This window comes from Streptomyces thermocarboxydus, assembly GCF_024760485.1.
GTDB lineage: Bacteria > Actinomycetota > Actinomycetes > Streptomycetales > Streptomycetaceae > Streptomyces > Streptomyces cellulosae.
In genome coordinates, this window is the sequence record NZ_CP058273.1 from 3,460,993 (window position 1) to 3,487,181 (window position 26,189).

General features: G+C 71.7%; 21 protein-coding genes and 1 tRNA gene. 13 read left to right on the plus strand and 9 right to left on the minus strand.

Annotation, left to right across the window (positions count from 1 at the left end):
- Positions 1-88: 88 nt before the first annotated feature.
- The 8 genes from AY578_RS15950 (at position 89) to AY578_RS15985 (ending at position 9,140) form a co-directional block, all read left to right on the plus strand.
- Positions 89-826 (plus strand): YcnI family copper-binding membrane protein, encoded by a 738-nt coding sequence (locus AY578_RS15950; RefSeq protein WP_136238667.1) that lies wholly within the window; start codon positions 89-91, stop codon positions 824-826.
- 87 nt (positions 827-913) lie between these two features.
- Positions 914-1,570, plus strand: coding sequence for an SCO family protein (locus AY578_RS15955; protein ID WP_019525971.1), 657 nt, complete (start codon positions 914-916; stop codon positions 1,568-1,570).
- Positions 1,567-2,016, plus strand: a complete 450-nt coding sequence (locus tag AY578_RS15960) for a copper chaperone PCu(A)C (RefSeq protein WP_019525972.1) — start codon at positions 1,567-1,569, stop codon at positions 2,014-2,016. The genes AY578_RS15955 and AY578_RS15960 overlap by 4 nt, the downstream gene beginning before the upstream one ends.
- Before the next feature lie 13 nt (positions 2,017-2,029).
- On the plus strand, positions 2,030-4,225 hold the full coding sequence (locus AY578_RS15965; RefSeq protein ID WP_258902840.1) for a copper resistance protein CopC: 2,196 nt from the start codon (positions 2,030-2,032) through the stop codon (positions 4,223-4,225).
- Between the two features lie 6 nt (positions 4,226-4,231).
- Positions 4,232-5,509, plus strand: a complete 1,278-nt coding sequence (gene efeB, locus AY578_RS15970) for an iron uptake transporter deferrochelatase/peroxidase subunit (protein ID WP_258902841.1) — start codon at positions 4,232-4,234, stop codon at positions 5,507-5,509.
- A 71-nt stretch (positions 5,510-5,580) separates the two neighbouring features.
- Positions 5,581-6,513, plus strand: coding sequence for a prephenate dehydratase (gene pheA, locus AY578_RS15975; protein ID WP_019525975.1), 933 nt, complete (start codon positions 5,581-5,583; stop codon positions 6,511-6,513).
- A gap of 540 nt (positions 6,514-7,053) precedes the next feature.
- Positions 7,054-8,331, plus strand: coding sequence for a serine--tRNA ligase (gene serS / locus AY578_RS15980; RefSeq protein WP_026243988.1), 1,278 nt, complete (start codon positions 7,054-7,056; stop codon positions 8,329-8,331).
- The gene (locus tag AY578_RS15985) at positions 8,328-9,140 is read left to right on the plus strand and encodes an HAD family hydrolase (RefSeq protein WP_019525977.1); all 813 of its coding nucleotides are present in this window, start codon (positions 8,328-8,330) and stop codon (positions 9,138-9,140) included. The genes serS and AY578_RS15985 overlap by 4 nt, the downstream gene beginning before the upstream one ends.
- A gap of 32 nt (positions 9,141-9,172) precedes the next feature.
- On the opposite strand, the gene AY578_RS15990 is transcribed toward AY578_RS15985, so the two are convergent.
- The 5 genes from AY578_RS15990 to AY578_RS16010 form a co-directional block, all read right to left on the minus strand.
- A tRNA-Ser gene (locus tag AY578_RS15990) sits at positions 9,173-9,257 on the minus strand.
- 321 nt (positions 9,258-9,578) lie between these two features.
- Positions 9,579-10,298, minus strand: a complete 720-nt coding sequence (locus AY578_RS15995) for an ABC transporter permease subunit (RefSeq protein ID WP_028960563.1) — start codon at positions 10,296-10,298, stop codon at positions 9,579-9,581.
- A 9-nt stretch (positions 10,299-10,307) separates the two neighbouring features.
- The gene (locus AY578_RS16000) at positions 10,308-11,219 is read right to left on the minus strand and encodes an ABC transporter ATP-binding protein (RefSeq protein ID WP_019525979.1); all 912 of its coding nucleotides are present in this window, start codon (positions 11,217-11,219) and stop codon (positions 10,308-10,310) included.
- A complete protein-coding gene (locus AY578_RS16005; RefSeq protein WP_102638454.1) occupies positions 11,216-12,130 on the minus strand; it encodes an ABC transporter permease in 915 nt (304 codons plus the stop codon). Before AY578_RS16005 ends, AY578_RS16000 begins: the two co-directional genes overlap by 4 nt.
- Positions 12,120-13,088: an ABC transporter ATP-binding protein gene (locus AY578_RS16010; protein ID WP_028960566.1), complete on the minus strand. Its 969-nt coding sequence runs from the start codon at positions 13,086-13,088 to the stop codon at positions 12,120-12,122. Before AY578_RS16010 ends, AY578_RS16005 begins: the two co-directional genes overlap by 11 nt.
- A 171-nt stretch (positions 13,089-13,259) precedes the next feature.
- Between AY578_RS16010 and AY578_RS16015 the strand changes: the two genes are divergently transcribed.
- The 5 genes from AY578_RS16015 (at position 13,260) to AY578_RS16035 (ending at position 18,319) form a co-directional block, all read left to right on the plus strand.
- The gene (locus AY578_RS16015) at positions 13,260-15,017 is read left to right on the plus strand and encodes an SDR family oxidoreductase (RefSeq protein ID WP_258902844.1); all 1,758 of its coding nucleotides are present in this window, start codon (positions 13,260-13,262) and stop codon (positions 15,015-15,017) included.
- Positions 15,018-15,155: 138 nt separating this feature from the next.
- The gene (locus tag AY578_RS16020; RefSeq protein WP_019525983.1) at positions 15,156-15,704 is read left to right on the plus strand and encodes an RNA 2'-phosphotransferase; all 549 of its coding nucleotides are present in this window, start codon (positions 15,156-15,158) and stop codon (positions 15,702-15,704) included.
- Positions 15,705-15,719: 15 nt separating this feature from the next.
- Positions 15,720-16,145, plus strand: a complete 426-nt coding sequence (locus AY578_RS16025) for a hypothetical protein (RefSeq protein WP_258902846.1) — start codon at positions 15,720-15,722, stop codon at positions 16,143-16,145.
- A 285-nt stretch (positions 16,146-16,430) separates the two neighbouring features.
- Entirely contained in the window at positions 16,431-17,333 is a 903-nt protein-coding gene (locus AY578_RS16030; protein WP_028960569.1) for an LLM class flavin-dependent oxidoreductase, read from the plus strand.
- 98 nt (positions 17,334-17,431) lie between these two features.
- Positions 17,432-18,319, plus strand: a complete 888-nt coding sequence (locus AY578_RS16035; RefSeq protein WP_028960570.1) for a Cof-type HAD-IIB family hydrolase — start codon at positions 17,432-17,434, stop codon at positions 18,317-18,319.
- 30 nt (positions 18,320-18,349) lie between these two features.
- Here the strand turns inward: AY578_RS16035 and AY578_RS16040 are convergent, their stop codons facing one another.
- From AY578_RS16040 to AY578_RS16055, 4 genes are all read right to left on the minus strand, one after another.
- The gene (locus tag AY578_RS16040; RefSeq protein ID WP_215048240.1) at positions 18,350-19,405 is read right to left on the minus strand and encodes a M23 family metallopeptidase; all 1,056 of its coding nucleotides are present in this window, start codon (positions 19,403-19,405) and stop codon (positions 18,350-18,352) included.
- A gap of 477 nt (positions 19,406-19,882) precedes the next feature.
- Positions 19,883-23,386, minus strand: a complete 3,504-nt coding sequence (gene cydD, locus AY578_RS16045; protein WP_258902847.1) for a thiol reductant ABC exporter subunit CydD — start codon at positions 23,384-23,386, stop codon at positions 19,883-19,885.
- Between the two features lie 13 nt (positions 23,387-23,399).
- Complete coding sequence (gene cydB / locus AY578_RS16050) at positions 23,400-24,404, minus strand: cytochrome d ubiquinol oxidase subunit II (RefSeq protein ID WP_215048242.1); 1,005 nt, start codon at positions 24,402-24,404, stop codon at positions 23,400-23,402.
- A gap of 20 nt (positions 24,405-24,424) precedes the next feature.
- Complete coding sequence (locus tag AY578_RS16055; RefSeq protein ID WP_019525331.1) at positions 24,425-25,930, minus strand: cytochrome ubiquinol oxidase subunit I; 1,506 nt, start codon at positions 25,928-25,930, stop codon at positions 24,425-24,427.
- Positions 25,931-26,189: the final 259 nt, after the last annotated feature.

The window sequence follows — 26,189 nt, forward strand, 5'->3', positions numbered from 1 at the left end:
CCGCCGCAGGCCCGATCCAGGGGCCGGCCGTCCGCGCCGCGTGTTCCTCACCGTCAGTGAAACCTCTACGAAGCGGAGTGCTTCTGCCATGAAGGCTTCTCGTATCGCCGCCGCCGGTGCCGTCGCCGGCGTCGCCGTCCTCGCCGTCTCGTCCCCCTGCTTCGCGCATGTCAGCGTGCAGCCCGAGGGAGAAGCAGCGAAGGGCGGCTACGCGGTCGTCGGCTTCAAGGTCCCCAACGAGCGGGACGACGCCTCGACCACCAAGCTCGAGGTCACCTTCCCGTCGGACCACCCCCTGTCGTCCGTGCTGCCGCAGCCCGTCGAGGGCTGGGACATCAAGGTCACCAAGGCGCACCTGGCCAAGCCGCTCGAGGTGCACGGCAAGAAGATCGACGAGGCCGTCACCAAGGTCACCTGGACCGCCAAGGGCGAGGGGATCAAGCCGGGCTTCTTCCAGAAGTTCCCGGTGTCCGTCGGCACGCTGCCCGAGGACACCGACCAGCTCGTCTTCAAGGCGCTGCAGACGTACTCCAGCAAGGAGGTCGTCCGCTGGATCGAGGTGCCGCAGGAAGGCCAGGAGGAGCCCGAGAACCCGGCTCCGGTGCTCGACCTGACCGCCCCTGCCGAGGACGGCCACGGGCACGGCGCCGCCGCGGACGACAAGGCCTCCGACGACGCGGAGCAGGCCTCCGCCGAGATGTCCGCCGCGTCCGACGACTCCGGCGGCACCGACACCACCGCCCGTGTGCTGGGCGTCGTCGGCATCGTGGTCGGCGTCGCGGGCGTCGCGTACGGCGTGCTCGCCGGGCGCCGGCGCACCGCCTGAGCCTCCCCTCTCCACGGCGCGCGCCGGGGCCGGCCGCGGCCCCGCGGCCTCCCGGTGCGCGCCGCACACCCACCTCCAGGACCATCCATGCGCAAGAAGACCCTCGCGGCGGCGGCTCTGCTCGCCGTCCTCCCGCTGACCCTCACCGCCTGCGGCGGCGATGACGGCGACAGCGGCTCGCCCGTCTCCGTGGTCTCCGAGGAGGCCGGCGGCCAGAAGGCGGCCACCGTCCTCGACAAGCCCTTCGAGAAGCCCGACCTCGTCCTCACCGACACCCAGGGCAAGCCGTACGACTTCCGTGAGCGGACCGCGGGCAGGCCGACGCTGATCTACTTCGGCTACACGCACTGCCCCGACGTGTGCCCGCTGACGATGAGCAACCTCGCGGTGGCCAAGAAGCAGCTCCCGAAGGAGCAGCAGGACCAGCTGCGGATCGTGTTCGTCACCACCGACCCGGAGCGGGACACCCCGGCCGAGCTGGGCAAGTGGCTCACGGGCATCGACTCCCAGGTCGTGGGCCTGACCGGCGACTTCGCCACCATCCAGGCCGGCGCCCGCACCCTCGGCATCTCCATCGACCCGCCGCGCAAGGACGACAACGGCAGGACGGTCTCCGACCACGGCACCCAGGTCATCGCCTTCTCCCCGAAGACGGACGGCGGTTACGTCCTCTACGGCGAGGACGCCACCGTCGAGGACTACACCAAGGACCTGCCCGAGATCATCAAGGGTGAGAACCCGTGAGGCACCGCGCGGCCGCGGCCCTGACCCTGGCCGGCGCGCTGGCCCTGACGGCGTGCGGCGGCTCGGACGACGGCTCGGCCCGCCTGTCGGTCGGGTCCGCGTACATGCCGCAGCCGGTGTCGGACCTGGCCGCGGGCTTCCTCACGATCACCAACGACGGTGACGCTGCGGACCGGCTGACGTCCGTCAGCAGCGACGTCGCCGGCCAGGTCACCGTGCACGAGACCGTCGACGGGGCGATGCGGGAGGCCGAGTCCCTCGACATCCCGGCCCACGGCAGCCTCGTGCTGGAGAGCGGCGGCAGCCATCTGATGTTCGAGCAGCTGAAGCGCAAGCCGAAGCAGGGTCAGAAGGTCTCCGTCGAGCTGCGTTTCGCCCAGTCCGACCCCGTCACGGTCGAGCTCCCGGTGAAGCCGGCCACCTACCGCCCGACGACCGGACACTGAGGGAGACACCCCTGTGACCCAGACCATCGCCCCCCGCGTGCGGACCCTGGTGCTGCTGATCCTGGCCGTCGCCGGCGCGCTCCTCACCGGGGCCGCTCCCGCCTCCGCGCACGCCGCGCTGACCGGCAGCGACCCCGCGCAGGGGGCGGTGGTCGACACCGCGCCCTCGCAGGTCTCGCTCACCTTCTCGGAGCCGGTCGCGGTGGGCGACGACTCCGTGCGGGTGCTCGACCCCAAGGGCGAGCGGGTGGACAAGGGCGAGCCTGCCGACCCCGGCGGCACCACGTACAGCGTGCGGCTGGTGAGCGGGCTGCCCGACGGCACCTACACGGTGGCCTACCAGGTGGTGTCCGCCGACAGCCACCCCGTCGCCGGCGCCTTCACCTTCTCCATCGGCGCCCCCTCGGAGACGACCGTCTCGGTCGACGCGCAGGGCTCCGACGAGGGCCTCGTGGGGTGGCTCTACGGCTTCGGCCGCTACGTCTCCTACGCGGGTTTCGTCGTCCTGGCGGGCGGCGCCGCCTTCGTCCTGGCCTGCTGGGCGCCGGGCGCCCGGGTGCGGGCGGTCCAGCGTCTTGTCGTCGCCGGATGGCTCGCGCTCACCGCGGCGACGCTGGGCCTGCTGATGCTGCGCGGCTCCTACACCACCTCCGGCGAGGTCGGCGACGTCTTCGACCTGGAGCTGCTCGGGGACGTGCTCCAGACCAAGACGGGCGCGGCCCTGGTGTCGCGGCTGCTGCTGCTCGCGGCGGCGGCGCTGTTCATCGCGGTGCTGTTCGGGGCGTACGCCCGCACGGCGGACGCCGGCGACCCGGACCGCCCTGCCGAGGGGGACGGCGGCGAGCCGGACAAGCGGGACCTGACCTTCGGCCTTGCCCTCGGCGGGACGGTCGTCGCGGCCGGGCTGGCCGCGAGCTGGGCCATGTCCGAGCACGCCTCGCAGGGTCTCCAGGCGGGCGTGGCCATGCCGGTCGACGTGGTGCATCTGCTCGCGGTCGCCGCCTGGCTGGGCGGACTCACCGCGCTCCTCGTCGCGCTGTACCGCGCGCCCGTGGAGACCCCGGTCGGGCAGGACGCCGTCCGGCGGTTCTCGCGTCTCGCCTTCGGCAGCGTGGTGACGCTGGCCGTCACCGGCGTCTACCAGAGCTGGCGGCAGCTCGGCTCCTGGTCCGCCTTCACCGACACCCGGTACGGGCAGCTGCTCCTCGTCAAGATCGCGCTGGTGGCCGTGATGGTGGCCGCCGCCTTCCTGTCCCGCCGCTGGACGCAGCGACTGGCCGACGCGCGTGTCTCCGGGGCGGCCGGGGAGGGTGAGCGGACCGGGAGCGCCGAGGGCAGCGAGCGGACCGCCGCGACCGTGGGGAGCGAGGAGGCCGAGAGGGCGGAGGAGGCCGAGCGCGCCGAGGGGGAGAAGCAGCCGGCCGGCGATGTCACGGTCGAGGCGGCCGCGACGTCCGGAGCGTCCGAGGCGTCCTCTGCGTCCGGGGGGTCCCAGGCGTCCGGGGGCTCCCAGGCGTCCGACGGGGCGTCCCCGGCAGCCGATGCCGAGGCGGCCGAAGCGTCCACGGCATCCGGTGGCACTTCCGAGGCATCCGCCGAGAAGGCCGGGTCCGGACCGGACGCCGTACGAGCCACGCAGCTCGCCCGGCAGCGGGCCGCCACGGAGGCGGCCCGTCAGAAGCGGCTGCGGGACGCCGACCCGAACCGCTTCGGACTGCGCCGCTCGGTGCTCGCCGAGGCGGGCGTCGCTGTCGTCCTGCTGGCCGTGACCACCGTGCTGACGCAGACCGAGCCGGGCCGCACCGAGCAGGACGCGAAGGCGGCCGCCGCCACCTCGTCCTCCACCTCGTCGACCGGGCAGGGCAGTGGCGCGGTGAGCCTGACCATGCCGTTCGACACGGGCGGCACGAACGGCAAGGGCGTGGTCTCGATCGACCTCGACCCCGCCCAGGCAGGCGACAACTCCCTGCACGTCTACGTCGAGGGTCCGGACGGCACGCCCGTCGACGTGCCCGAGGTGAAGATCGCGCTCACCCTCGACGCCCAGGACATCGGGCCCCTGCCCGTCGCACCCGACCACATCACCACCGGACACTGGTCGGCGAGCGGAGTGCAGATCCCCATGGCGGGCGACTGGAAGGTCGAGGTGACCGTGCGGACCTCCGACATCGACCAGGTGACCGTCTCCAAGAACGCTCAGATCGGCTGAACCACCATGGCTGACCCTTCCCTGTCGCAGACCCGCACCCCCGAGAAGGAGCCCCAGGCGGAAGCCGCCGCCTCCGGCATCTCGCGGCGGCGCCTGCTCGGCACGGCCGGCGCCACCGGGCTCGTGCTCGGGGCGGCCGGCGGTGCCGTCGGGTACGCGTCGGCGCCCACCGGAGCCACTCCGCTCACCTCGGTCGGCGCCACAAAAGTCCCGTTTCACGTGAAACATCAGCCGGGCATCACCGACCCACTCCAGTCGCGTGGCCATCTCCTCGCCTTCGACCTGAGGCCCGGCGCCGGACGCAAGGAGGCGGCCGCGCTGCTGCGCCGCTGGTCCGACACCGCCCGGCGGCTGATGGACGGGACATTCGACGCCGAGGGCGACAGTGACGTGGCCCGTGACGCGGGGCCCTCCTCGCTGACCCTGACCTTCGGTTTTGGGCACAGCTTCTTCGCGCGCACCGGGCTGGAGAGGCAGCGTCCGACCGCCCTGGATCCGCTGCCCGCCTTCTCCTCCGACCGCCTCGACCGGGCCCGCAGCGACGGGGACCTGTGGGTGCAGATCGGCGCCGACGACGCCCTCGTCGCGTTCCATGCCCTGCGCGCGGTGCAGAAGGACGCGGGCGCGGCGGCCCGGGTGCGCTGGCAGATGAACGGCTTCAACCGGTCGCCGGGCGCCACCGCCCGCCCGATGACCACCCGCAATCTGATGGGCCAGGTCGACGGCACCCGCAACCCGAAACCCGACGAGCCCGACTTCGACCAGCGGATCTTCGTGGCGGAGCAGGGCGAGCCCGCCTGGATGGCGAACGGCTCCTATGTGGTCGTCCGCCGAATCCGCATGCTGCTGGACGACTGGGAGAAGCTGTCGCTCAGGGAGCAGGAGGGTGTCATCGGGCGGCGCAAGGCGGACGGCGCCCCGCTCTCCGGGGGCGACGAGACGACCGAGATGGACCTGGAGAAGACCGACGCCCAGGGCAATCTGGTCGTCCCGTTCAACGCGCACGCACGCATCACCCGGCCCGACCAGAACGGCGGGGCGGCGATGCTGCGCCGGCCGTTCTCGTACCACGACGGCATCGACGCGGACGGGACGCCGGACGCGGGGCTGCTGTTCATCTGCTGGCAGGCCGATCCGCTGCGCGGCTTCGTGCCGGTGCAGCGCAAGCTCGACCGGGGCGACGCCCTGACGCCGTTCATCCGTCACGAGGCGAGCGGGCTGTTCGCCGTCCCGGGCGGGGCGGCGGAGGGTGAGTATGTGGGCCAGGCGCTGCTGGAGGGGTGAGAACCGCCCGGAGTCACCCTCCGGAGCTCTCTCGGGAGGGGCTGCGGGCGTGGGCCCATTAGGGTGAGGTCATGCCAGCGAGCTATGCGTATCTCGGCCCAGAGGGCACCTTCACCGAAGTCGCTCTGCGCACGCTTCCCGAGGCGGCCACGCGTGAGCTGGTCCCGTACGTGTCCGTGCAGTCCGCGCTCGACGCGGTGCGCGCCGGCGAGGCCGAGGCCGCTTTCGTCCCCATCGAGAACTCGGTGGAGGGCGGGATCACCACCACCCTCGACGAACTGGTCGCGGGCACCCCGCTGATGATCTACCGCGAGGTGCTGCTGTCGATCACCTTCGCGCTGCTGGTCCGCCCGGGCACCAAGCTGTCGGACATCAAGACGGTGACCGCGCACCCGGCGGCGCAGCCGCAGGTCCGCAACTGGCTGCGCTCCCACCTGCCCGACGCGCTGTGGGAGTCGGCCGCCTCGAACGCGGACGGCGCGCGGCTGGTCCAGGAGGGCCGGTACGACGCGGCCTTCGCCGGTGAGTTCGCGGCGGCCCGGTACGGTCTCGAGGCGCTGGAGACGGGCATCCACGACGCGGAGAACGCCCAGACCCGGTTCGTGCTGGTGGGACGGCCCGCGCGTCCGGCGGCGCCGACCGGCGCGGACAAGACCTCGGTGGTGCTGTGGCAGCGCGACGACCACCCGGGCGGGCTGCGCGACCTGCTGGGCGAGTTCGCCACCCGGGGCATCAACCTGATGCTGCTCCAGTCGCGGCCGACCGGTGCCGGCATCGGCAACTACTGCTTCTGCGTCGACGCCGAGGGACACATCTCGGACCGCAGGATGGCGGAGGCTCTGATGGGGCTGAAGCGCATCTGCCTCCAGGTGCGCTATCTCGGCTCGTACCCGAGGGCGGACGTGAAGCCGGGCGAGGTGCGCCCGCCGTTCCCGGGGACTTCGGACGAGGAGTTCGTGGGGGCGGCGGACTGGGTGGCGCGCTGCCAGGACGGCCGGTTCTGACCGGTCTGTCGCCGGTCCTACCTGCCGATTGTCGTTATCCACAGAAGTTATCCACAGGTCCGCTTCTCGACCTGGGGACAAGTCGACACCCAGCCGCCCTTCGGTCGACAAATCGCCCCACAGGCCATGATCGCGTTCATTGCGCCGCACCTCACCCTTCGTCCACCTTTTTGAAGGGATCAATCCTTTAGAGGGAGGTCTTTCCACTCGAAAGTGGCTGCGGAGCGAGTTTGTGCGGCGAATGTCCGTGGTCGGCCGAGCGTTTCGGAGTGATCAATTCCGATGTCCACAGATCTTCCCCACAGCCTGTGGAAAACTTTTCGCACGGTGTGGACAGCTGTGGACAGCGCGGCCTCAAGTCCCCTTCGGCACAAGGGTTTCCGGTCAACCCTGCGCCGCGCGGCCGACTCTTTCAAGCGGTCGCGCCCCTTTTATTGACCTTGAAGAACACAAGGGATAATTCATCAGTAAAGGGACAAGGAACGCGTCACTGCAATAGTGAGTCGTGAGCCCTCACCCCGCACCGGTAGCCTTGACCGCGTGATTGACCTTCGCCTGCTCCGTGAGGACCCCGACCGTGTGCGCGCTTCGCAGCGCGCCCGTGGAGAGGACGTCGCGCTCGTCGACGCTCTCCTGTCTGCCGACGAACGGCGCAGGTCGTCCGGCGTCCGCTTCGACGAGCTGCGCGCCGAGCAGAAGTCGCTCGGCAAGCTGATCGGCCGGGCCACCGGCGACGAGAAGGCCGAGCTGCTCAAGAGGGCCGAGCAGCTCAAGGCCGACGTCAAGGCCGCCGAAGCCGAGCGCGACGCCGCCGACGCCGAGACCCAGGAGCTCCTGCTCAAGCTGAGCAACCTCGTCCACCCCGACGTGCCCGTCGGCGGCGAGGAGGACTTCGTCACGCTCGAGACGCACGGAACCATCCGCGACTTCTCCGCCGAGGGCTTCGAGCCCAAGGACCACCTGGAGCTCGGCCAGCTCCTCGGCGCGATCGACGTCGAGCGCGGCGCCAAGGTGTCCGGCAGCCGCTTCTACTTCCTCACCGGTGTCGGCGCGCTGCTCGAGCTGGCCCTGGTGAACGCCGCGATGGCGCAGGCCACGGCGGCCGGCTTCACGCCGATGCTGACCCCGGCGCTGGTGCGCCCCCAGTCGATGGCGGGCACCGGCTTCCTCGGCCAGGCCGCGCAGGACGTCTACCACCTGGACAAGGACGACCTGTACCTGGTCGGCACGTCCGAGGTGGCCCTGGCCGCCTATCACATGGACGAGATCCTGGACGCCGACAAGCTGCCGCTGCGCTACGCGGGCTTCTCGCCCTGCTTCCGCCGCGAGGCCGGCTCGCACGGCAAGGACACCCGGGGCATCTTCCGCGTCCACCAGTTCGACAAGGTGGAGATGTTCTCCTACGTCAAGCCGGAGGAGTCGCAGGAGGAGCACCGGCGGCTGCTGGAGTGGGAGAAGCAGTGGCTGACCTCGCTGGAGCTGCCGTTCCGTGTCATCGACGTCGCCTCGGGCGACCTGGGCTCCTCGGCCGCCCGTAAGTACGACTGCGAGGCGTGGATCCCGACCCAGGGCAAGTACCGCGAGCTGACCTCGACCTCGGACTGCACCGAGTTCCAGTCCCGCCGCCTGCAGATCCGGATGCGCGAGGACAAGAAGGTACGCCCGCTGGCCACGCTGAACGGCACGCTGTGCGCCGTACCGCGCACCATCGTGGCGATCCTGGAGAACCACCAGCAGCCCGACGGCTCGGTCCGCGTGCCCGAGGTGCTGCGTCCCTACCTGGGCGGCCGGGAGATCCTGGAACCGGTCGCCAAGTGAGCGGCGCGTCCCCTTCCTTCCCGTACCGGCTCGTCGCCACCGACCTCGACGGCACGCTGCTGCGTGACGACCACTCGGTGTCGCCGCGCACCCGTGAGGCGCTCGCCGCGGCCGCCGCGGCGGGTGCCGCGCACATCGTCGTCACCGGCCGCGCCGTGCCCTGGACCCGCCCGATACTCGAGGACCTCGGTTATGAGGGCCTCGCGGTCTGCGGCCAGGGCGCTCAGGTGTACGACGCCGGCGCCGGACGGCTGCTGACCTCCGTGACGCTGGACCGGCAGCTCGCCGGTGTGGCGCTCGCCAAGATCGAGGCGGAGGTCGGCCCGCTGCACCTGGCGGCGAGCCGGGACGGCCTGGACGGCGAGGTGCTGGTCGGGCCGGGCTACGACGTCATCGGCGAGCTGCCGGCGACGCCGTTCACGGACGCCTCCGACCTGTGGGCGGCCCCGCTGAACAAGCTGTACATCCAGCACCCCGAGCTGACCTCCGACGAGCTGGCCGCGGCGGCCGAGCGCACCGCGGGTGGTTTTGTCACCGTCGTCATGGCGGGCGAGGGCATCGTCGAGCTGCTGCCGCTGGGTCTTTCCAAGGCGACCGGGCTGTCGCTGGCCGCCCGCCGGCTCGGCGTGAAGGCGACGGAGACGATCGCCTTCGGCGACATGCCCAACGACATCCCGATGTTCGCCTGGTCCGGCCACGGCGTGGCCATGGCCAACGCCCATCGCGAACTGCGGGCGGTCGCGGACGAGGTGACGACGTCCAACCAGGACGACGGCATCGCGGTGGTACTGGAGCGCCTGCTGGGCTGACGCCCGGCGGTTTCACGTGAAACGGCGTTCGGCGGAGGATGCACGGATCGAACGTGCGCGGGCTCTCACCCGACCACGGCTTAGCAAGCCGGTGCCTTACCACTCGGCCAATCCTCCGGGTGGGCGGCCCGCGCGCGGTGAGCGCGCGCTCGAAGCGGCCGCCCCGGGCAGGTCCTCGGGGGGACTCGACGGAGCAGTAGGGATTACTCCGGAGTCCGCCTCGGGCCGCCCCGAAGGAAGCGGAACGTGCTGCCGTGCATGGGCATGGTCCCGCTCCTCTCCCGGCTCTCGGCCGCCGGACGTTCCCGGCGGCGCGGACACCTCACTGTGCCCGGCCGGGCACGTCCGGCGCCACCGAATAAATCACCGCAGGACATGACGAAGGGCGGTGCCGCCGACACCGGCGGCACCGCCCTCATACATCGGAGGGTGTGCCCCTCACTCCTCGCCGGCGAGCGTCAGCGTGCGCAGCTTCTGGCCGGCGTACCAGGTGGCCAGCACCGTGACGACGGCCAGCGCGACCGTCGCCGTGGTCAGGCCCACGTCCGAGGTGACCAGCTCGCCGCCGGCCACCTTCTCCGCCACGGCGAGGGACCACTGCTGGACGCTCAGGGTGCGCGCGCCGGGCACCAGGGAGCCGAAGAGCGCCTCCCAGATCAGCGCGTAGACCAGGCCGAAGACCACCGCGTGCCGCGAGACCGTGCCGAGCAGCAGGAACAGCGCCGCGTAGGCGATGGAGGCGACCAGGGCGGCCACCGTGTAGGCGACGGCGACCTGCTGGCCGTTGCCGTTGAGGATGAACCCTGCGATCAGCGTCGGCACCGCGGAGAACACCATGGTGACGGCGATCGCGACGATCAGCTTGGTGTAGATGATCGTGGGCCGCTTGATCGGCTTGGACAGCAGGTACACCACGGAACCGTCGTCGATCTCCGGGCCGATCGCGCCGGTGCCCGCGATGACGCCGATGATCGGCACCATCGTGGCGAGCGCCAGCCCGCCGAGGACGTCGGCGGCGGTCTGGTCGTCGGCGCCGGCGAGGGCGCGCACCGCCAGGGAGATCACGATCAGCAGCAGGGGCAGCGCGCCCAGGATGAGGGCCCGGCGACGGCCGAGCAGGGCCCGGTAGGTGAGCCGGGCGACTGTGGGGTCGTACATCAGGGCCTCCTACGCCGCGACCAGGTACGAGAACACGGACTCGAGGGACTCGTCGGACGGCGAGACCGTGAGCAGGCGGATGCCGTGCTCCCTCGCGACCTTCGGCAGCAGCGCGGTGAAGCGGCCGAAGTCGACCGCCTGGACGCGCAGGGCGCCCTCGGTGACGTCGACCTCGATGCCGGAGGTGGACGGGTCGGCGATCAGCGCGGCCGCGAGGGCGCGGTCGTCGCTGGAGCGCACCAGGTAGCGGTGCGGGCGGTCCGTCATCAGACGGCGGATCCGGCGGAAGTCGCCGCTGGCCGCGTGGCGTCCGGCGACGACGACCTCGATGTGCCAGGCGAGCTGCTCGACCTCCTCCAGGATGTGCGAGGAGAACAGCACGGTGCGGCCCTCGTCGCCCATGCGCCGCAGCAGGTCCATCAGCTGCATGCGCTGGCGCGGGTCCATGCCGTTGAACGGCTCGTCGAGCAGCAGCAGCGACGGGTCGTGGACCAGCGCGGACGCCATCTTCACGCGCTGCCGCATGCCCTTGGAGTAAGTGGCGATCTTCCGGTCCTGCGCGTACTCCATCTCCACCGTGGCGAGCGCCTTCTGGGCCGCCTTGGCGCCCAGGCCGTGCAGCTCGGCGTTGGCGAGGACGAACTCGCGTCCGGTGAGGAAGTCGTACATCGCCTCGCGCTCGGGGACGATGCCGATGTGGCGGTAGATCTTCTCGTTGCGCCACACCTGCTCGCCGTCGAGGGTGACGGTGCCGGTGGAGGGGGCGAGGAAGCCGCCCATCATGTTGATCAGGGTGGACTTGCCGGCGCCGTTGGGGCCGAGCAGACCGGTGACGCCGGGGCCGATGGTCATCGTGACGTCGTTGACGGCGACCACGTTGCCGAACCAGCGGGAGACATGGTCGATGCTGAGGGTTGTCACAGGCCCACCTTCTTGTAACGGCGCATCAGGAGCGCGTGGGAGCCGGCGATCAGGCCGAGGGTGACCAGGACGAAGAGGATGCCCTCGGTCCGGTCGGGGCCGACCCCGCCGGGGAAGGCGGACGTCGCGCCCAGGTAGGCGGACTGCACCCCGTCGATGAGGGTGATCGGCGAGAACAGGCCGATCAGGATGCCCGCGTCGCCGCTGCCCTGGACGTCGGCGATGGCCTGCAGGGTGGAGACGGCGCCGTAGGAGATGGTCAGCACGGCGATCACGGCGGCGATGCCGAAGCCGCGGCGCGGCGTGACCGACGCGATGACGAGGCCGATGCCGGCGAACAGCAGTGAGAGCAGGGCCACGGACACCAGTCCCTGTGCGAATCCCTTGGTCTGGTCGGTGAAGTCGAGCTTGGCGAGCAGCGCCCCGACGTACAGCACCAGCAGGGGCGCCGCGGTGAGGACGAACAGGGCGGAGGCCAGCGCGGCGTACTTGGCGCGGACGTAGTCGCCGGTCTCGATGGGCCGCGAGAAGTACAGCGGCACGGTCTTGAAGCGCAGGTCGCGGGAGACCGACTGGGGCGCCTGCGAGGCGACGTACAGGCTGATGACGGCCTGCATGACGATCGCGTAGCGCGTGTAGTCGAGCGGCAGTTCCTTCGCCTTGGTGGCGACGGCGACGGCCACCATGATGGCGGCCGGCACGCACATCACGACGAACAGCAGCATCGGCAGCACCTTGGACTTCGCCGAGCGGCCGAGGCCGTAGGCGCCGCGCAGGGACTGCGAGTACAGCGACATCCTGGCGTACGAGCGGCCCAGGCGGGGGCCGTCGTAGGAGCGGTAGCCGATGTTGTGGATACGGGTGTCACCCGACGGGGTGGCTGGTGCCTGCAGGGACTGCTCAGCCGCCATGGCCGACCGCCTCCTTCCGCTGTGCGTCGTCGGTGTTGTCGGTGAAGACCTCGGCGATCTGGTGCCGCCGCTGTTCCATGCGCACCAGGCCGAGTCCGAGGTCGGCGATCACGTCGCGGACCAGGTCGTAGGTCTCCTCGCCCTGCGCGGTGAGCAGCAGGATGTGCCCGGCGCCCGGCAGCCCGCTTCCGTCCTGGACGGTCACCCCGCGCGCGTGGAGCGCCTCGCGCACCGCGCGGGTGCCGTCGGGGTGCTCGTCGGTGTCGGTGACCTCGATCGCGAGGGTCGTGGTGGTCTGAGTGAAGTCCCGGGTGGAGGAGGAGCGCAGCAGCTTGCCCCCGTCCACGACGACGACGTGGTCGCAGGTGCGCTCCAGCTCGCCCAGCAGGTGGGAGGTGACCAGGACCGAGATGCCGAAGTCGGTGTGGATGCGGCGGATGAGGCCGAGCATCTCGTCCCGGCCGACCGGGTCGAGGCCGTTGGTGGGCTCGTCCAGGAAGACCAGCTGCGGGTCGTGCACCAGGGCCTGCGCGAGCTTCACCCGCTGCTTCATGCCGGTGGAGTAGCCGCCGATGGGGCGGTAGCGCTCCTCGTACAGGCCGACGTGGCGCAGGGTGTCCGCGGTGCGCTCCCGGGCGGCGGTGGCCGGCAGGCCGGACATGCGCGCCATGTGGACGACGAACTCGGTGGCCGAGACGTCCGGGGGGAGGCAGTCGTGCTCGGGCATGTAGCCCACCCGCTCCCGGATGGCGGCGCCCTCGGTGGCGACGTCGAGTCCGAGCACTTCGGCGCGGCCCTCCGTGGCGGGGGACAGACCCAGAAGGATCTTGATCAACGTGGACTTGCCGGCCCCGTTGGCTCCGACGAGCCCGGTCACACCGGGCCCGACGTCCACGGAGAGCCGGTCAAGCGCGGTCACCCGGGGGAACCGCTTGCTCAGGCTTTCGGTCGCGATCACAGTCACATCCCTGAAGGTAGTGACCCGGACCACTGCGGTCGTCAGACCGCGGGGCCGTCTTGGCGTCCGTCTGGAGTCGTACGCGCCCGTAAGGGACACCCTGCCTGAGAGTTATGCACAGCTCGGGGCGCACTGTTGACGGCTTGTCTCACAGCTGCGAGATTCGCCGCTGTGACGGGACTCGAGGGTGCGCGGCAGCGGTGGGTGCGGACGGGCGGGGTCGAGCTGTGTGTGGCCGAGCTGGGCGACCCGGAACGGCCCGCGGTCGTCCTGGTGCACGGCTACCCGGACAGCAAGGAGGTGTGGTCGCGGGTCGCGCCGCGCCTCGCCGAGCGGTTCCACGTGGTGGCCTACGACGTCCGGGGCCACGGCAGATCCACGGCGCCGCGTCCGCTGCGCGGCGGGTTCACGCTGGAGAAGCTGACGGACGATTTCCTGGCCGTGGCGGACGCGGTCAGCCCGCACCGGCCGGTGCACCTGGTGGGGCACGACTGGGGCTCGGTGCAGGGGTGGGAGTTCGTCACGGCGCCGCGCGCCCGGGAGCGGATCCTGTCCTTCACCTCGGTCTCGGGCCCCTCGCTGGACCACTTCGGGCACTGGATCAAGAGCCGGGTGTCCCGCCCGACCCCACGCCGGGCGGGACATCTGCTGGGCCAGGGCCTGAGGTCCTGGTACGTGTACGCGCTGCACACGCCCGTGCTGCCCGAACTGGCCTGGCGCGGACCGCTCGGGCGGCACTGGCCGCGGATGCTGGAGCGCATGGAGCGGGTGCCGGGCGACGGCTACCCGACGGCGTCCCTCCCGTCGGACGCCGCGCACGGCGCCTGGCTCTACCGGGACAACGTGCGGTCCCGGCTGGGCGCCCCGCGCCCCGACGCCTACGCGCACGCGCCCGTGCAGCTCGTCACGCCGCTGGGAGACCGGTTTCTCTCGCCGCGGCTCCACGACGGCCTGGAGCAGTGGGCGCTCCGGCTGACCCGGCGCACCCTGTCGTCGGGCCACTGGGTGCCGCGCAGCAGGCCCGACCAGCTGGCCGCCTGGATCGCCGACTTCGTGACGTCCGTGGAGGACGGGCGGCCCGAGACCCGGGCCCAGGGCCCGTACGCCGACCGGTTCGGCGGACGGCTGGTGCTGGTGACGGGCGCGGGAAACGGCATCGGGCGGGCCACCGCGCTGGCGTTCGCCGAGGCGGGCGCGCGGGTGGTGGTGGTCGACCGGGACACCCGCTCGGCGCTCCGCACCGCCGGGGAGGCCCGGGCGCGGGGCGCGGCGGACGCCTGGGCGGAGACGGCGGACGTGGCCGACGAGCGGGCCGTGGAGAAGCTCGCCGAACGGGTCACCGCCGCGCACGGGGTGGTCGACGTGCTGGTGAACAACGCGGGCGTCGGCCTGGGCGGCGCCTTCCTCGACACCACGACGGAGGACTGGAAGCGGGTCCTCGACGTCAACCTGTGGGGCGTGATCCACGGCTGCCTGCACTTCGGGCGGCGGATGGCGGAGCGGGGTCAGGGCGGCCACATCGTCAACGTGTCGTCCGCGGCCGCGTTCCAGCCGTCGCGGGCGCTGCCCGCCTACGGGGCGTCCAAGGCGGCGGTGCTGATGCTCAGCGAGTCCCTGCGCGCCGAGCTGGCGGGGCGGGGGATCGGCGTGACGGCGGTGTGCCCGGGCTTCGTCACCACGGGGATCACGTCCACCGCGCGCTTCGCCGGCACCGACGCGGCGGAGGAGCGGCGCAGGCGGCAGAAGGCGGCGCGGCTGTACGGGCTGCGGAACTACCCGCCGGAGAAGGTCGCCGCCGCGGTGCTGCGGGCGGTGGTGCGTGACGAGGCAGTCGTGCCGGTCACGCCGGAGGCGCGGGTGGCATACGCGCTGGCGCGGTGGCTGCCGGGGGCGGCGCGGAGGGTGGCGCGGGTGAAGCCGCCGGTGTGAGGAAGCTTGGTTGTCCACAGAACCCGGCGTTCTGCTGTGGATAACCTCACTTATCTGTGGATCAAACCTTCGGATGTACATCGATCGCGTGATGCGCGTCTCTCCCGGCAGTCTGAACAGATGGAGCAGTCTGAACGGATGGACGAGAGGCGCACCGTGCGGGTGTCGAAGTACCTCGCGAAGCATCTGCGCCACCAGCCCGAGCGGATCGGGCTCACCCCCGACGAGGCCGGCTGGGTCGAGATCGACACGCTGCTCGCCGCCGCGGCGGACCACGGCTTCCCCGTCACTCGGGAGGAGCTGGACCATGTCGTCGCCGCCAACGACAAGCGGCGCTTCGCCGTCGAGGGCACCCGGATCCGCGCCAGCCAGGGCCACACGATCCCCGTGGACCTCCAGTTGCCGGCCGCCGAACCCCCGGCCTGGCTCTACCACGGCACCGTCGCCCGGAACCTGGACGCGATCCGCGCCGAGGGCCTGCGGCCCATGAGCCGGCACGCCGTGCACCTCTCCGCCGACCGCGAGACCGCCACCCGAGTCGGCGCCCGCCGGGGGCGGCCGGTGGTGCTCTCGGTCGACGCCGGCGCCATGCGCCGAGACGGCCATGTCTTCCACGTCAGCGCCAACGGCGTCTGGCTGACCGAGGCCGTTCCCAGCCGGTATCTGCGCTTCGGCGACGGCCGGTAGGCCAGGATCGACGGCATGGAGCATCTGCCCACCACCGAGGCCGCCGTCACCGCCCTCCGTGCCCTCGCCGACCGGTACGGACGCGAGATCGACGTCACCCACGACATCGGCGCCGACCGGACCTCGCGCCGCACCGCGGCCGGCGTCGGGGTGACCACCGACCCCGACGGCTCCCTGCCGCACGAGGCGTACGTCGAGTTCGGCGGCCTGCCCCGGGTGCGGGTGCGGCTGTATCCGGAGGACGACGCGCTGATCGACGTCGAGGGCGTCGAGTGCCCCGACGTCCCCCGCGACGACGTGCCGGCCTTCCTGCGCTCGCTCTTCGAAGGGCTGGCGTATGTGAAGGCGCGGCGCTTCCCGCCGGGCTACTTCCTCGTCGTGCCGCTGCCGGGTGACCGGACGCACAAGGAGTTCGTCCCGATGGTCGTGCTCACTCCCTGACTGAGCGGCCGGGTGCGGTGACGGGGGAGCGGCGAGGGCCCCAGGAAGACTCACGTGTTTCACGTGAAACCGGACGCGCCGCTTAGGGCCTGTCCGGCGGATCAAGTCGGGGGAAAGGCGCAGCGTCTTGCAACCCAGGTGAGCGGGGTCTGGTGCGTCCAGTTGCAAGGCGGAGGAGGGAGTCGACGCGGAGCGTCGGCGAGTGACGACAACGCCGCAGACGGGCGTGCCAGACCCCGCGTCCTCGGCGTGATCCGCCGGACAGGCCCTACTAGGCTCGGGGGCATGAGCCTGCGTCTGAGCACCGTGATCCTCCCTTACCGCCGCTGGCACGAAGGCAGCCGTTCCGACTGGGTGCGGGCCGAGGAGCTGGGCTTCCACGCGGGCTACACCTATGACCACCTGTCCTGGCGGAGCTTCCGCGACGGCCCGTGGTTCGGGGCCGTCCCAACCCTGACCGCCGCCGCGGGCGTGACCGAGCGGATGCGTCTGGGCACCCTGGTGACCTCGCCGAACTTCCGGCACCCGGTCACCCTGGCCAAGGAGCTCATCTCCCTCGACGACATCTCGGGGGGCCGCGTCACCCTCGGCATCGGCGCGGGCGGCACCGGCTTCGACGCTACCGCCCTCGGCCAGGAGCCATGGACCCCCCGCGAGCGCGCCGACCGCTTCGCCGAGTTCGTGCCGCTGCTGGACCGGCTGCTCACCGAGGACGCCGTGTCGTACGAGGGCGACTTCTACCAGGCGCACGAGGCGCGCAACATCCCCGGCTGCGTCCAGCGGCCCCGGCTGCCCTTCGCCGTGGCGGCGACCGGCCCGCGCGGACTGCGGCTCGCGGCCCGTTACGGGCAGGCGTGGGTGACCACCGGCGACCCGAGGCTGTACGAGGACGGCACGCCCGAACAGTCGGATCAGGCCATTCGCAGTCAGGCGGACAAGCTCACGGACGCCTGCGCCGAGGTCGGCCGGGACGTGACCGAACTGGACAAGATCCTGCTCACCGGGTTCACCCCGGACCGGAGCCGCCCGCTGGAGTCCCTGGACGCCTTCGTCGACTTCGCCGGCCGCCACAGGGAGCTGGGATTCAACGAGATCGTGGTGCACTGGCCCATCCCGGACTCCGACTTCGCGGCGGACCAGAAGGTCTTTGAACGCATCGCGATGGAGGCCCCGGCGCAGCTGCGGTGAGGGAGAACGGGCGCCGCCCCTCCGAGGCGGGACGAGAAGCCGACGGTGACGTCGGTAATCACTCAGATGTGCGGAGTCCCGCACGGCCGTGCGGGCATATGCGCGACAATGAGCGGGTGACCTCAGCGATCCGAGAGCCCGAGACCCCGGCCGCCGCCACCCCACCGCGGCTCATCGCCACCGACCTCGACGGCACCCTGCTCCGCGACGACAAGTCGGTGTCCCCGCGGACCGTCGCCGCCCTGGCCGCCGCCGAGGAGGCGGGCGTCGAGGTCTTCTTCGTCACCGGCCGCCCGGCCCGCTGGATGGACGTGGTCAGCGACCATGTGCACGGCCACGGCCTCGCCATCTGCGGCAACGGCGCGGCCGTCGTCGACCTGCACGGCGGCCCGGGCGCCCATCGCTTCGTCAAGGTCCGCGAACTGCCCCGGGACAACGCTTTGGACGCGGTGGGCCTGCTGCGCGACGCCGCCCCCGGCACGGTGTACGCCGTCGAGCAGACCTACGGCTTCTACCAGGAGCCGGCGTACCCGAAACTGCACATGGAGGTGCCGGACGACCTGGCGCCCGCCGAGGACCTGCTGGCCGACGACTCCCCCACCACCGCCGAGCCGGTGCTCAAGATCCTGGCGTACCACCCCGAGATGGAGCCGGACGCGTTCCTCACCCTGGCCAGGATCGCCATCGGCGACCGCGCCAACGTGACCCGCTCCAGCCCGAGCGCCCTGCTGGAGATCAGCGGGCCGGGCGTCTCCAAGGCGAGCACCCTGGCGCTGTGCTGCGCCGAGCGCGGCATCTCGCACGAGGAGGTCGTCGCGTTCGGCGACATGCCGAACGACGTCGAGATGCTGACGTGGGCGGGACGCTCGTACGCGATGGGCAACGCCCACCCGGACGTGCTCGCCGCCGCCTCGGGCCGCACGGTCGCCAACAACGACGACGGCGTGGCCGTGGTGATCGAGCAGTTGCTGAACGGGCGGATGTAGCCACTGCTGACGGGGCGCGGGGCTTGGCGCTCAGAGCGTCACCCCGTGCTCGGCGAGCCACGGCACCGGGTCCACCGACGACCCCATCTCCGGGGTCACCCGCACCTCGAAGTGCAGGTGCGGCCCGGTGGAGTTGCCGCTGGTGCCGGACTGGCCGATCCACTGCCCGGGGGACACCCGTTCCCCCTGGTCGACGGCCACGGCGGCCAGGTGCGCGTACTGCGTGTAGTAGCCGCCTGGGTGCTCGACCACGATCTCGATGCCGAACGCGCCGCCGCAGGACACCTTCACCACGGTACCGCTGCCCACGGACCGCACCGGTGTCCCGATCGGCACCGCGAAGTCCTGCCCGGTGTGCCGGTTCGCCCAGCGCGCGCCGCCGCTGCCGTAGGAGGCGGACAGCTCGTACGTCTCCACGGGCGCCACCCAGGGGGCGGTGTACTGCAAAGGCGGTTGGTCGAGCCGTACGGCGCCACGGCAGGAGCCGGACGTCACCGAGGCGTCCGCCTCGCCCTGGAGCTTCCAGCGCGCCGTCTCGAGCTTCTCCTCGATGTCCCGCTGCAGCGCGGCGAGTTCCTCGTTCCGCTTCTCCAGCTTCTTCCAGGCCGCCGCGGCCTTCGCCTCGTCCCGGGCGAGCCGCGCCTCGGCCCGCTCGCTGCGGCCGAGCGCCTGGTCCAGGGTCACCTCGGCATGGTGCACCACGCGCTGACCGCGCATCAGCTGCTCGGGGTCGTCGGCGAGGAGCATGTGCGCGGTGAGCGGCAGCCCGCCGCCGTCCCGGTACTGGGAGCTGGCGATCCGGCCCAAATCCTCGCGGAGCACGGCGGCCTCCTGCCGCTCGCGGTCGAGCCGCTCCTCCAGCCGCTGCGCCAGCTCCCGCTGCTTCTCCGCCTCCTCGCGTCCGGCCTCGTACCGCTCGGTGGCCTTCGCCGCCTCCTCGTACAGCCGCGCCACCTCGGCGCTGACGGAGGAGGAGCCGTGGCCGGGGGCGTGGGGTCCGTCGCCGTCGGCGGGCCGGGCGGCTAGCACGGCGAGCGCGCAGAACAGCACGGCGACGAGCAGCGGACGACGGCGGGTGAGACGCATGCCTGCGATCCTGTCCCCGCCCGGGGCCTGGAGGCGCGTTCACGTCGTACACATGGGGGAGGACACGCCCCCGGACGGATGGATCGACGGACGTCCGGACACCCGGTGGCCTTGACGGGCCGTCAACCTCCCGTCGTCGGACCGGCTCTCCGGAATCGAACTGGGGGTCAGACACTCCTCAGATCGGGTGTCTGATGCCCATGTGGCTGCCGTGACCCGAGTGACCCGGTGATCCTTGTAGGGCACAAGCAACGGGCTGCAGACCGGTGTCTTGCGCATGTCCCCCATGCGTTCCGGCGCATGGAGCGTGCGTAGTCCCACGCACGCGATGCACATCACAGGAGGATCTGCCATGAACGTTCTGACCGAGCTGCTCGCCGGTGTCGTCCACCTCGTGGGCTGGCTCGTCTGACGTGCCGGAGGGGGCCGTCCCGACGCTGTGTCGGGGCGGCCCCCTCGTGCGTGCCCAGGAGTCGGCTAGGACACCGCAACCAGTTCCCCCGCCTCCTCCTCGCGCAGCGCCATGTCCCGCAACGGTCCGCCGACAGCTCGGAGTTCCTCATACCGTCCCCGCTGCACCACCCGTCCCGCGTCCAGCACGATCACCTCGTCCACCGCCTCCAGGCCGGCCAGCCGGTGGGTGACGAGGACGGTCGTACGGCCCTCGGTTGCGGCCAGCAGATCGGCCGTGAGCGCGTCCGCGGTCGGCAGGTCGAGGTGCTCGGCGGGCTCGTCCAGCACCAGCACCGGAAAGTCCGCCAGCAGGGCCCGAGCCAGGGCGAGCCGCTGCCGCTGGCCCCCGGACAACCGCGCGCCGTGTTCGCCGACCAGCGTGTCCAGACCGTCCGGCAGTCCGTCCACCCAGTCCAGCAACCGGGCCCGGCGCAGCGCGTCGCGCAGGTCGGCCTCGGTCGCGTTCTTCCGCGCCAGCAGCAGGTTCTCCCGGACGGAGCTGTTGAACAGGTGCGCGTCCTGCGCGCACAGCCCCACCATCCGCCGTACGTCGTCCCCGTCCAGGGCGCGGGCGTCCACACCCGCGAGCGTGTAGGAGCCGGTCCCGGGGTCCAGGAACCGCAGCAGCACCTGGGCGAGCGTCGTCTTGCCGGAGCCGGAAGGACCGACCACGGCGATACGGCGGCCCCGCTGCAGCGTCAGGTCCAGCCCGGCGAGCGCGTCCCGGTCCTGCCCGGGGTGGCGGGCGGTGAGCCCCTTGAGGGTGAGCGGGAACGGCGAGACCGGCGCCTGCCGGGGCGTCTCGGGCTCACGCACCGGCGGCTGCGCGTCCAGCACCTCGTACACGCGCTCCGCGCTGCGGCGCACCCGCTGCCGGTGGCGCACGGCGAGGGGCATGCCGAGCACCGCCTCGAACGCGGCCAGCGGGGTCAGGACGACCACGGCGAGGGCCACGCCGTCGAGCCGGCCGGAGGCCACACCCTGCACGCCGACGAGCGCGGCGGCGGCCACGGTCAGCCCGCAGACCAGCGCGGTGAGCCCGTCGCCGACACCGGTGACGGCGGCGGAGCGGGAGGCGATGCGGGTCAGGACGCCGTCGGCCCGCCGTGCCCCTTCGGACCGGGCGGGCAGCGCCCCGGCGACGGTCAGCTCGGCGGTGCCGGTGAGCAGGTCGGTCACCCGGGTGGCGAGGTCGCCGCGGGCCGGGGCCAGCCGGCGCTCGGTGCGCCGCGCCACGGCGGCGGTGAGCAGCGGGACACCCGCGCCCGCCAGCAGGAGTCCGGCCGCGAGCACGGCGCCGGCCTCGGGCAGCAGCCACGCGGTGAAGGCGACGGACAGGGCGGACACGGCGACGGCGGCGCCGGCCGGGAGCAGCCAGCGCAGCCAGTAGTCCTGGAGTGCGTCCACGTCGGAGACCAGCCGGGTCAGCAGATCGCCCCGGCGGGTGCCGCGCAGTCCGGCGGGCGCGAGGCGTTCCAGCCGCCGGTAGACCGCGACCCTGGTGTCCGCCAGCATGCGCAGCACGGCGTCGTGGGACACCAGCCGCTCGGCGTAGCGGAACACGGCCCTGCCGATGCCGAAGGCGCGCGTCGCGGTGACGGCCACCATCAGGTACAGCACCGGCGGCTGCTGCGAGGCGCGGGAGATGAGCCAGCCGGACGTCGCCATGAGACCGACGGCGCTGCCCAGGGCGAGGGTGCCGAGGAGCAGCGCGAGCGTGATCCTCCCCCGCCGGGCGCCCGACAGGGCACGCACCCGGGCGAGCACACGGCCGGGGGTCGGCTCGGTGCTTGTGTCAGGACCCGCCTCCGGATCACCGGTCTCAAGAGGTGCCGTGCCGGACACCGTCTCTGCGTCCGTCCGTCCCCCTGCCACCGCCGCGACCCCGTCCTGGGCCTCGGGCGCCGTCAGCCGGACCACCCGGTCGGCGACGGCGAGCAGCGCCGGGCGGTGCACCACGAGCAGCACCGTCCGGCCTTCCGCCAGCCGCCGTACCGCCGCCACGACCTCGGCCTCCGTGGCCCCGTCGAGCGCGGCCGTCGGCTCGTCGAGCAGCAGCACGGGCCGGTCCGCGAGGAACGCGCGGGCCAGAGCGAGCCGCTGTCGCTGCCCGGCCGAGAGACCCGCCCCGTCCTCGCCCAGCACGGTGCCGGCGCCGTGGGGGAGGGCGTCCACGAAGTCCAGCGCGCCCGCGTCCCGCAGCGCGCGCCGCACTGCCGCGTCGTCCGCGTCGGGGCGGGCCAGCCGGACGTTCTCCGCGATCGTCCCGGCGTAGAGGTGCGGCCGCTGCGGCACCCAGGCGACGCGGCGGCGCCACTCGGCGAGGTCGAGCCCGGCGAGGTCGGCCCCGCCGACGGTCACCCGGCCCGCGTCGGGGCGGACGAAGCCCAGCGCGGTGCTGAGCAGCGTGGACTTCCCGGACCCGCTCGGGCCGACCAGGGCGACCGTCTCGCCAGGGGTGACGGTGAAGGACACCTCCGTCACGGCGTCCGCAGTCCGGCCGGGATAACGGACCGTCACGTTCTCGAAGGCGAGGGAGCCCTGCGGCACCGCGCCCTTCCCCGCCGCGGGCACGGGCGTCTCCAGCACCGTGAAGATCTCCTCGGCCGCGCCCAGCCCCTCCGCGGCCGCGTGGTACTGCGTCCCGACCTGACGGAGCGGCAGATACGCCTCCGGCGCCAGGATCAGGATGAGCAGACCGGTGTACAGGTCGAGGTCGCCGTGGACCAGGCGCATGCCGATGGTCACGGCGACCAGCGCCACCGAGAGGGTGGCGAGCAGTTCCAGCGCGAACGACGAGATGAAGGCGATCCGCAGCGTCCGCATGGTCGCGCGCCGGTACTCGGAGGTGATGGCGCGGATCGACTCGGCCTGCGCCTTGGCCCGGCCGAAGACCTTCAGCGTCGGCAGCCCGGCCACGACGTCCAGGAAGTGCCCGGACAGCCGCGACAGCAGCAGCCACTGACGGTCCATCCGGCTCTGCGTGGCCCAGCCGATCAGCATCATGAAGACCGGGATGAGTGGCAGGGTGCCGACGATGATCGCCGCCGACACCCACTCCTCCGTGACGATCCGCGCCAGCACGGCGGCCGGCACGACCACCGCGAGGCCCAGCTGGGGGAGATACCGCGAGAAGTAGCCGTCCAGGGCGTCGACGCCCCGGGTCGCCAGGGTGACCAGCGACCCGGTGCGCTGCCCGTCCAGCCACCCCGGGCCCAGGGCCGTGGCCCGGTCGAGCAGCCGCCCCCGCAGCTCGGACTTCACGGCGGCGCTCGCCCGGTACGCGGCCAGCTCGGTCAGCCAGCCGACCAGGCCGCGGCCGGCCGCCACCGCGACGAGCAGCAGCAGCGGCGTGTGCAGCTCACCGGCGGAGAGGCCGTCCTGGAAGGAGCCGACCACGATCTCGGCGATGAGCATGGCCTGGGCGACGACCAGTCCCGCGCCGACGGCCCCGAGGCCGACGACCGCTGCCAGGAAGCCGCGGGTGGCACGCGCGTATCGCAGGAGCCGGGGGTCGATCGGTTTCACGTGAAACACACCCTCAGTGCGCGGGATCGGCGATGTGCTGGGTGCCGATCCGCTTGCGGAAGACCCAGTAGGTCCAGCCCTGGTAGAGCAGCACCAGCGGGGTGGCGAGGACCGCGAGCCAGGTCATGATCTTCAGCGTGTACGGGCTGGACGAGGCGTTGGTGACGGTCAGGCTCCACGCGGGGTCCAGGGTGGAGGGCATGACGTTCGGGAACAGCGTCAGGAAGAGCATGGCCACCGCGGCCACGATCGTGACGCCGGACAGGGTGAACGCCCATCCCTCGCGCCCCGCCTGGTTGGCCCGCAGAGCCGCGACCAGCGAGGCGACCGCCACACCGAACGCCACCAGGCTGGTCCCGTCGCCGCTCTCGACCTGCGTCCACAGCAGGAAGACCAGCGCCAGCACGGCGGTGACCAGGCCCACCTTCAAGGCCAGCTTCCGTGCCCGCTCCCTGATCTCCCCCACCGTCTTGAGGGCCGTGAACACCGTGCCGTGGAAGGTGAACAGGGTGAGCGTGACCAGGCCGCCCAGCAGGGCGTACGGGTTGAGCAGGTCCCCGAGGGTGCCCACGTACTCGAAGTCGGCGTCGAGCTTGACCCCGCGCACGATGTTGCCGAAGGCGACACCCCACAGGAACGCCGGGATCAGCGAGGTCCAGAAGATCGCCGTCTCCCAGTTGCGCTGCCAGCTCTCCTCCGGCCGCTTGGCCCGGTACTCGAAGGCGACCCCGCGGACGATCAGGCAGATCAGGATGGCGAGCAGCGGCAGGTAGAAGCCGGAGAAGAGGGTGGCGTACCACTCGGGGAAGGCGGCGAAGGTGGCGCCGCCAGCCGTGAGCAGCCAGACCTCGTTGCCGTCCCACACCGGCCCGATGGTGTTGATGAGCACCCGCTTCTCGGCCCGGTCGCGGGCCAGCAGCCGGGTCAGGACGCCGACCCCGAAGTCGAAGCCCTCGAGGAAGAAGTAGCCGGTCCACAGGACGGCGATGAGGACGAACCAGACGTCGTGCAGTTCCATGACAGTGCAGCTCCCTCGGCCTAGTACGAGAAGGCCATCGGCTTGTCGGCGTCATGGACGTCGCCGCCGATCTTCGTGGGCGGGTTGAGGTCGGAGTCGCTCAGCTCGGGCGGCCCCGCCTTGACGTACTTGACGAGCAGCCGGACCTCGATGACGGCCAGCACGGCGTACAGCAGGGTGAAGACGGACATCGAGGTGATGACCTCGGCCTGCGACACATGGGGGGAGACCGCGTCCTCGGTGCGCATGACGCCGTAGACGACCCAGGGCTGACGGCCCATCTCGGTGAAGATCCAGCCCCAGGCGTTGGCGATCAGCGGGAAGGCCATCGTCCACACCGCGGCCAGCCAGTACAGCCGGGTCAGCCGGGAGCCGAGCGGGCGCTTCAGCAGCACCAGCTGCGGCACCTCGTCCTCGCCCGAGCGGTACGCGGCCGGCAGCAGGAACTTCTTCCGGGTGAGCCACAGTCCCAGCAGACCCACCGAGAAGGAGGCCATGCCGAACCCGATCATCCAGCGGAAGCCCCAGTAGGCGACGGGCACGATCGGCTTGTAGTCGCCGGGCCCGAACTTCTCCTGCAGCGCCTCGTTCGTGTCGTTGATGCCGGGCACGTACGACTCGAAGTCGCTGTGGGCGAGGAAGGACAGCAGGCCGGGGATCTCCAGGGCGACCTTGTTGTGCCCCTCGTCGACGTCGCCGTAGGCGAAGACGGAGAAGGGCGCCGGCTCCTCGCCGTCCCAGAGGGCCTCGGCGGCGGCCATCTTCATCGGCTGCTGCTCGTACATGACCTTGCCGAGGGTGTCGCCGCTGATCGCGGTGAGCAGTCCGCCGACCGCGAGGGTGACCAGGCCGAGCCGCAGCGAGGTGCGCATCACCGGGATGTGCTTCTTGCGCATCAGGTGGAAGGCAGCGATGCCGGTCATGAAGGCGCCGCCGGTGAGGAAGGCCGCCGAGAAGCTGTGGAAGACCTGGTTGAGCGTGGTGTTCTGGGTCAGCACCAGCCAGAAATCGGTGAGCTCGGCGCGCCCCTTCTCCCCGTTCATCCGGTAGCCGACCGGGTGCTGCATCCAGGAGTTGGCGGCGAGGATGAAGTACGCCGACAGCAGCGTGCCGATCGACACCATCCAGATGCAGGCCAGGTGGACCTTCTTCGGCAGCCGGTCCCAGCCGAAGATCCACAGGCCGATGAAGGTGGACTCGAAGAAGAAGGCGATCAACGCCTCGAAGGCGAGCGGGGCGCCGAAGACGTCACCGACGAAGCGCGAGTAGTCGGACCAGTTCATGCCGAACTGGAACTCCTGCACGATGCCGGTGACGACACCCATCGCGATGTTGATCAGGAAGAGCTTGCCCCAGAACTTCGTCGCCCTGAGGTACTTCTCCTTCTCCGTCCGCACCCAGGCGGTCTGCAGCCCGGCGACGAGGGCGGCGAGCGAGATCGTCAGGGGAACGAAGAGGAAGTGGTAGACGGTGGTGATGCCGAACTGCCATCGCGCCAGGGTCTCCGGCGCCAGAGCCAGATCCACGTCGTCGCTCCTTACTTCGCCGTGGTGCAGCAGCCGCGGGCCCGCTCCATCCCCGTCCATCTCGGGAGAAACGGGATGCGCTTGTGAACGCGTTCACATTCACAAGCAATTATGACCTACTGCTTTTCCGACCCGGAAGGGGGGTCCTGTGTGACGTCAACCCCTTCGCCGGAACTTCTCCTGCGGGGGCCGGCGGCTGACCCCCGACACACAGAAGCGGCCGGCGGATCAACCGCCGGCCGCTTCACATCCGTGCAGG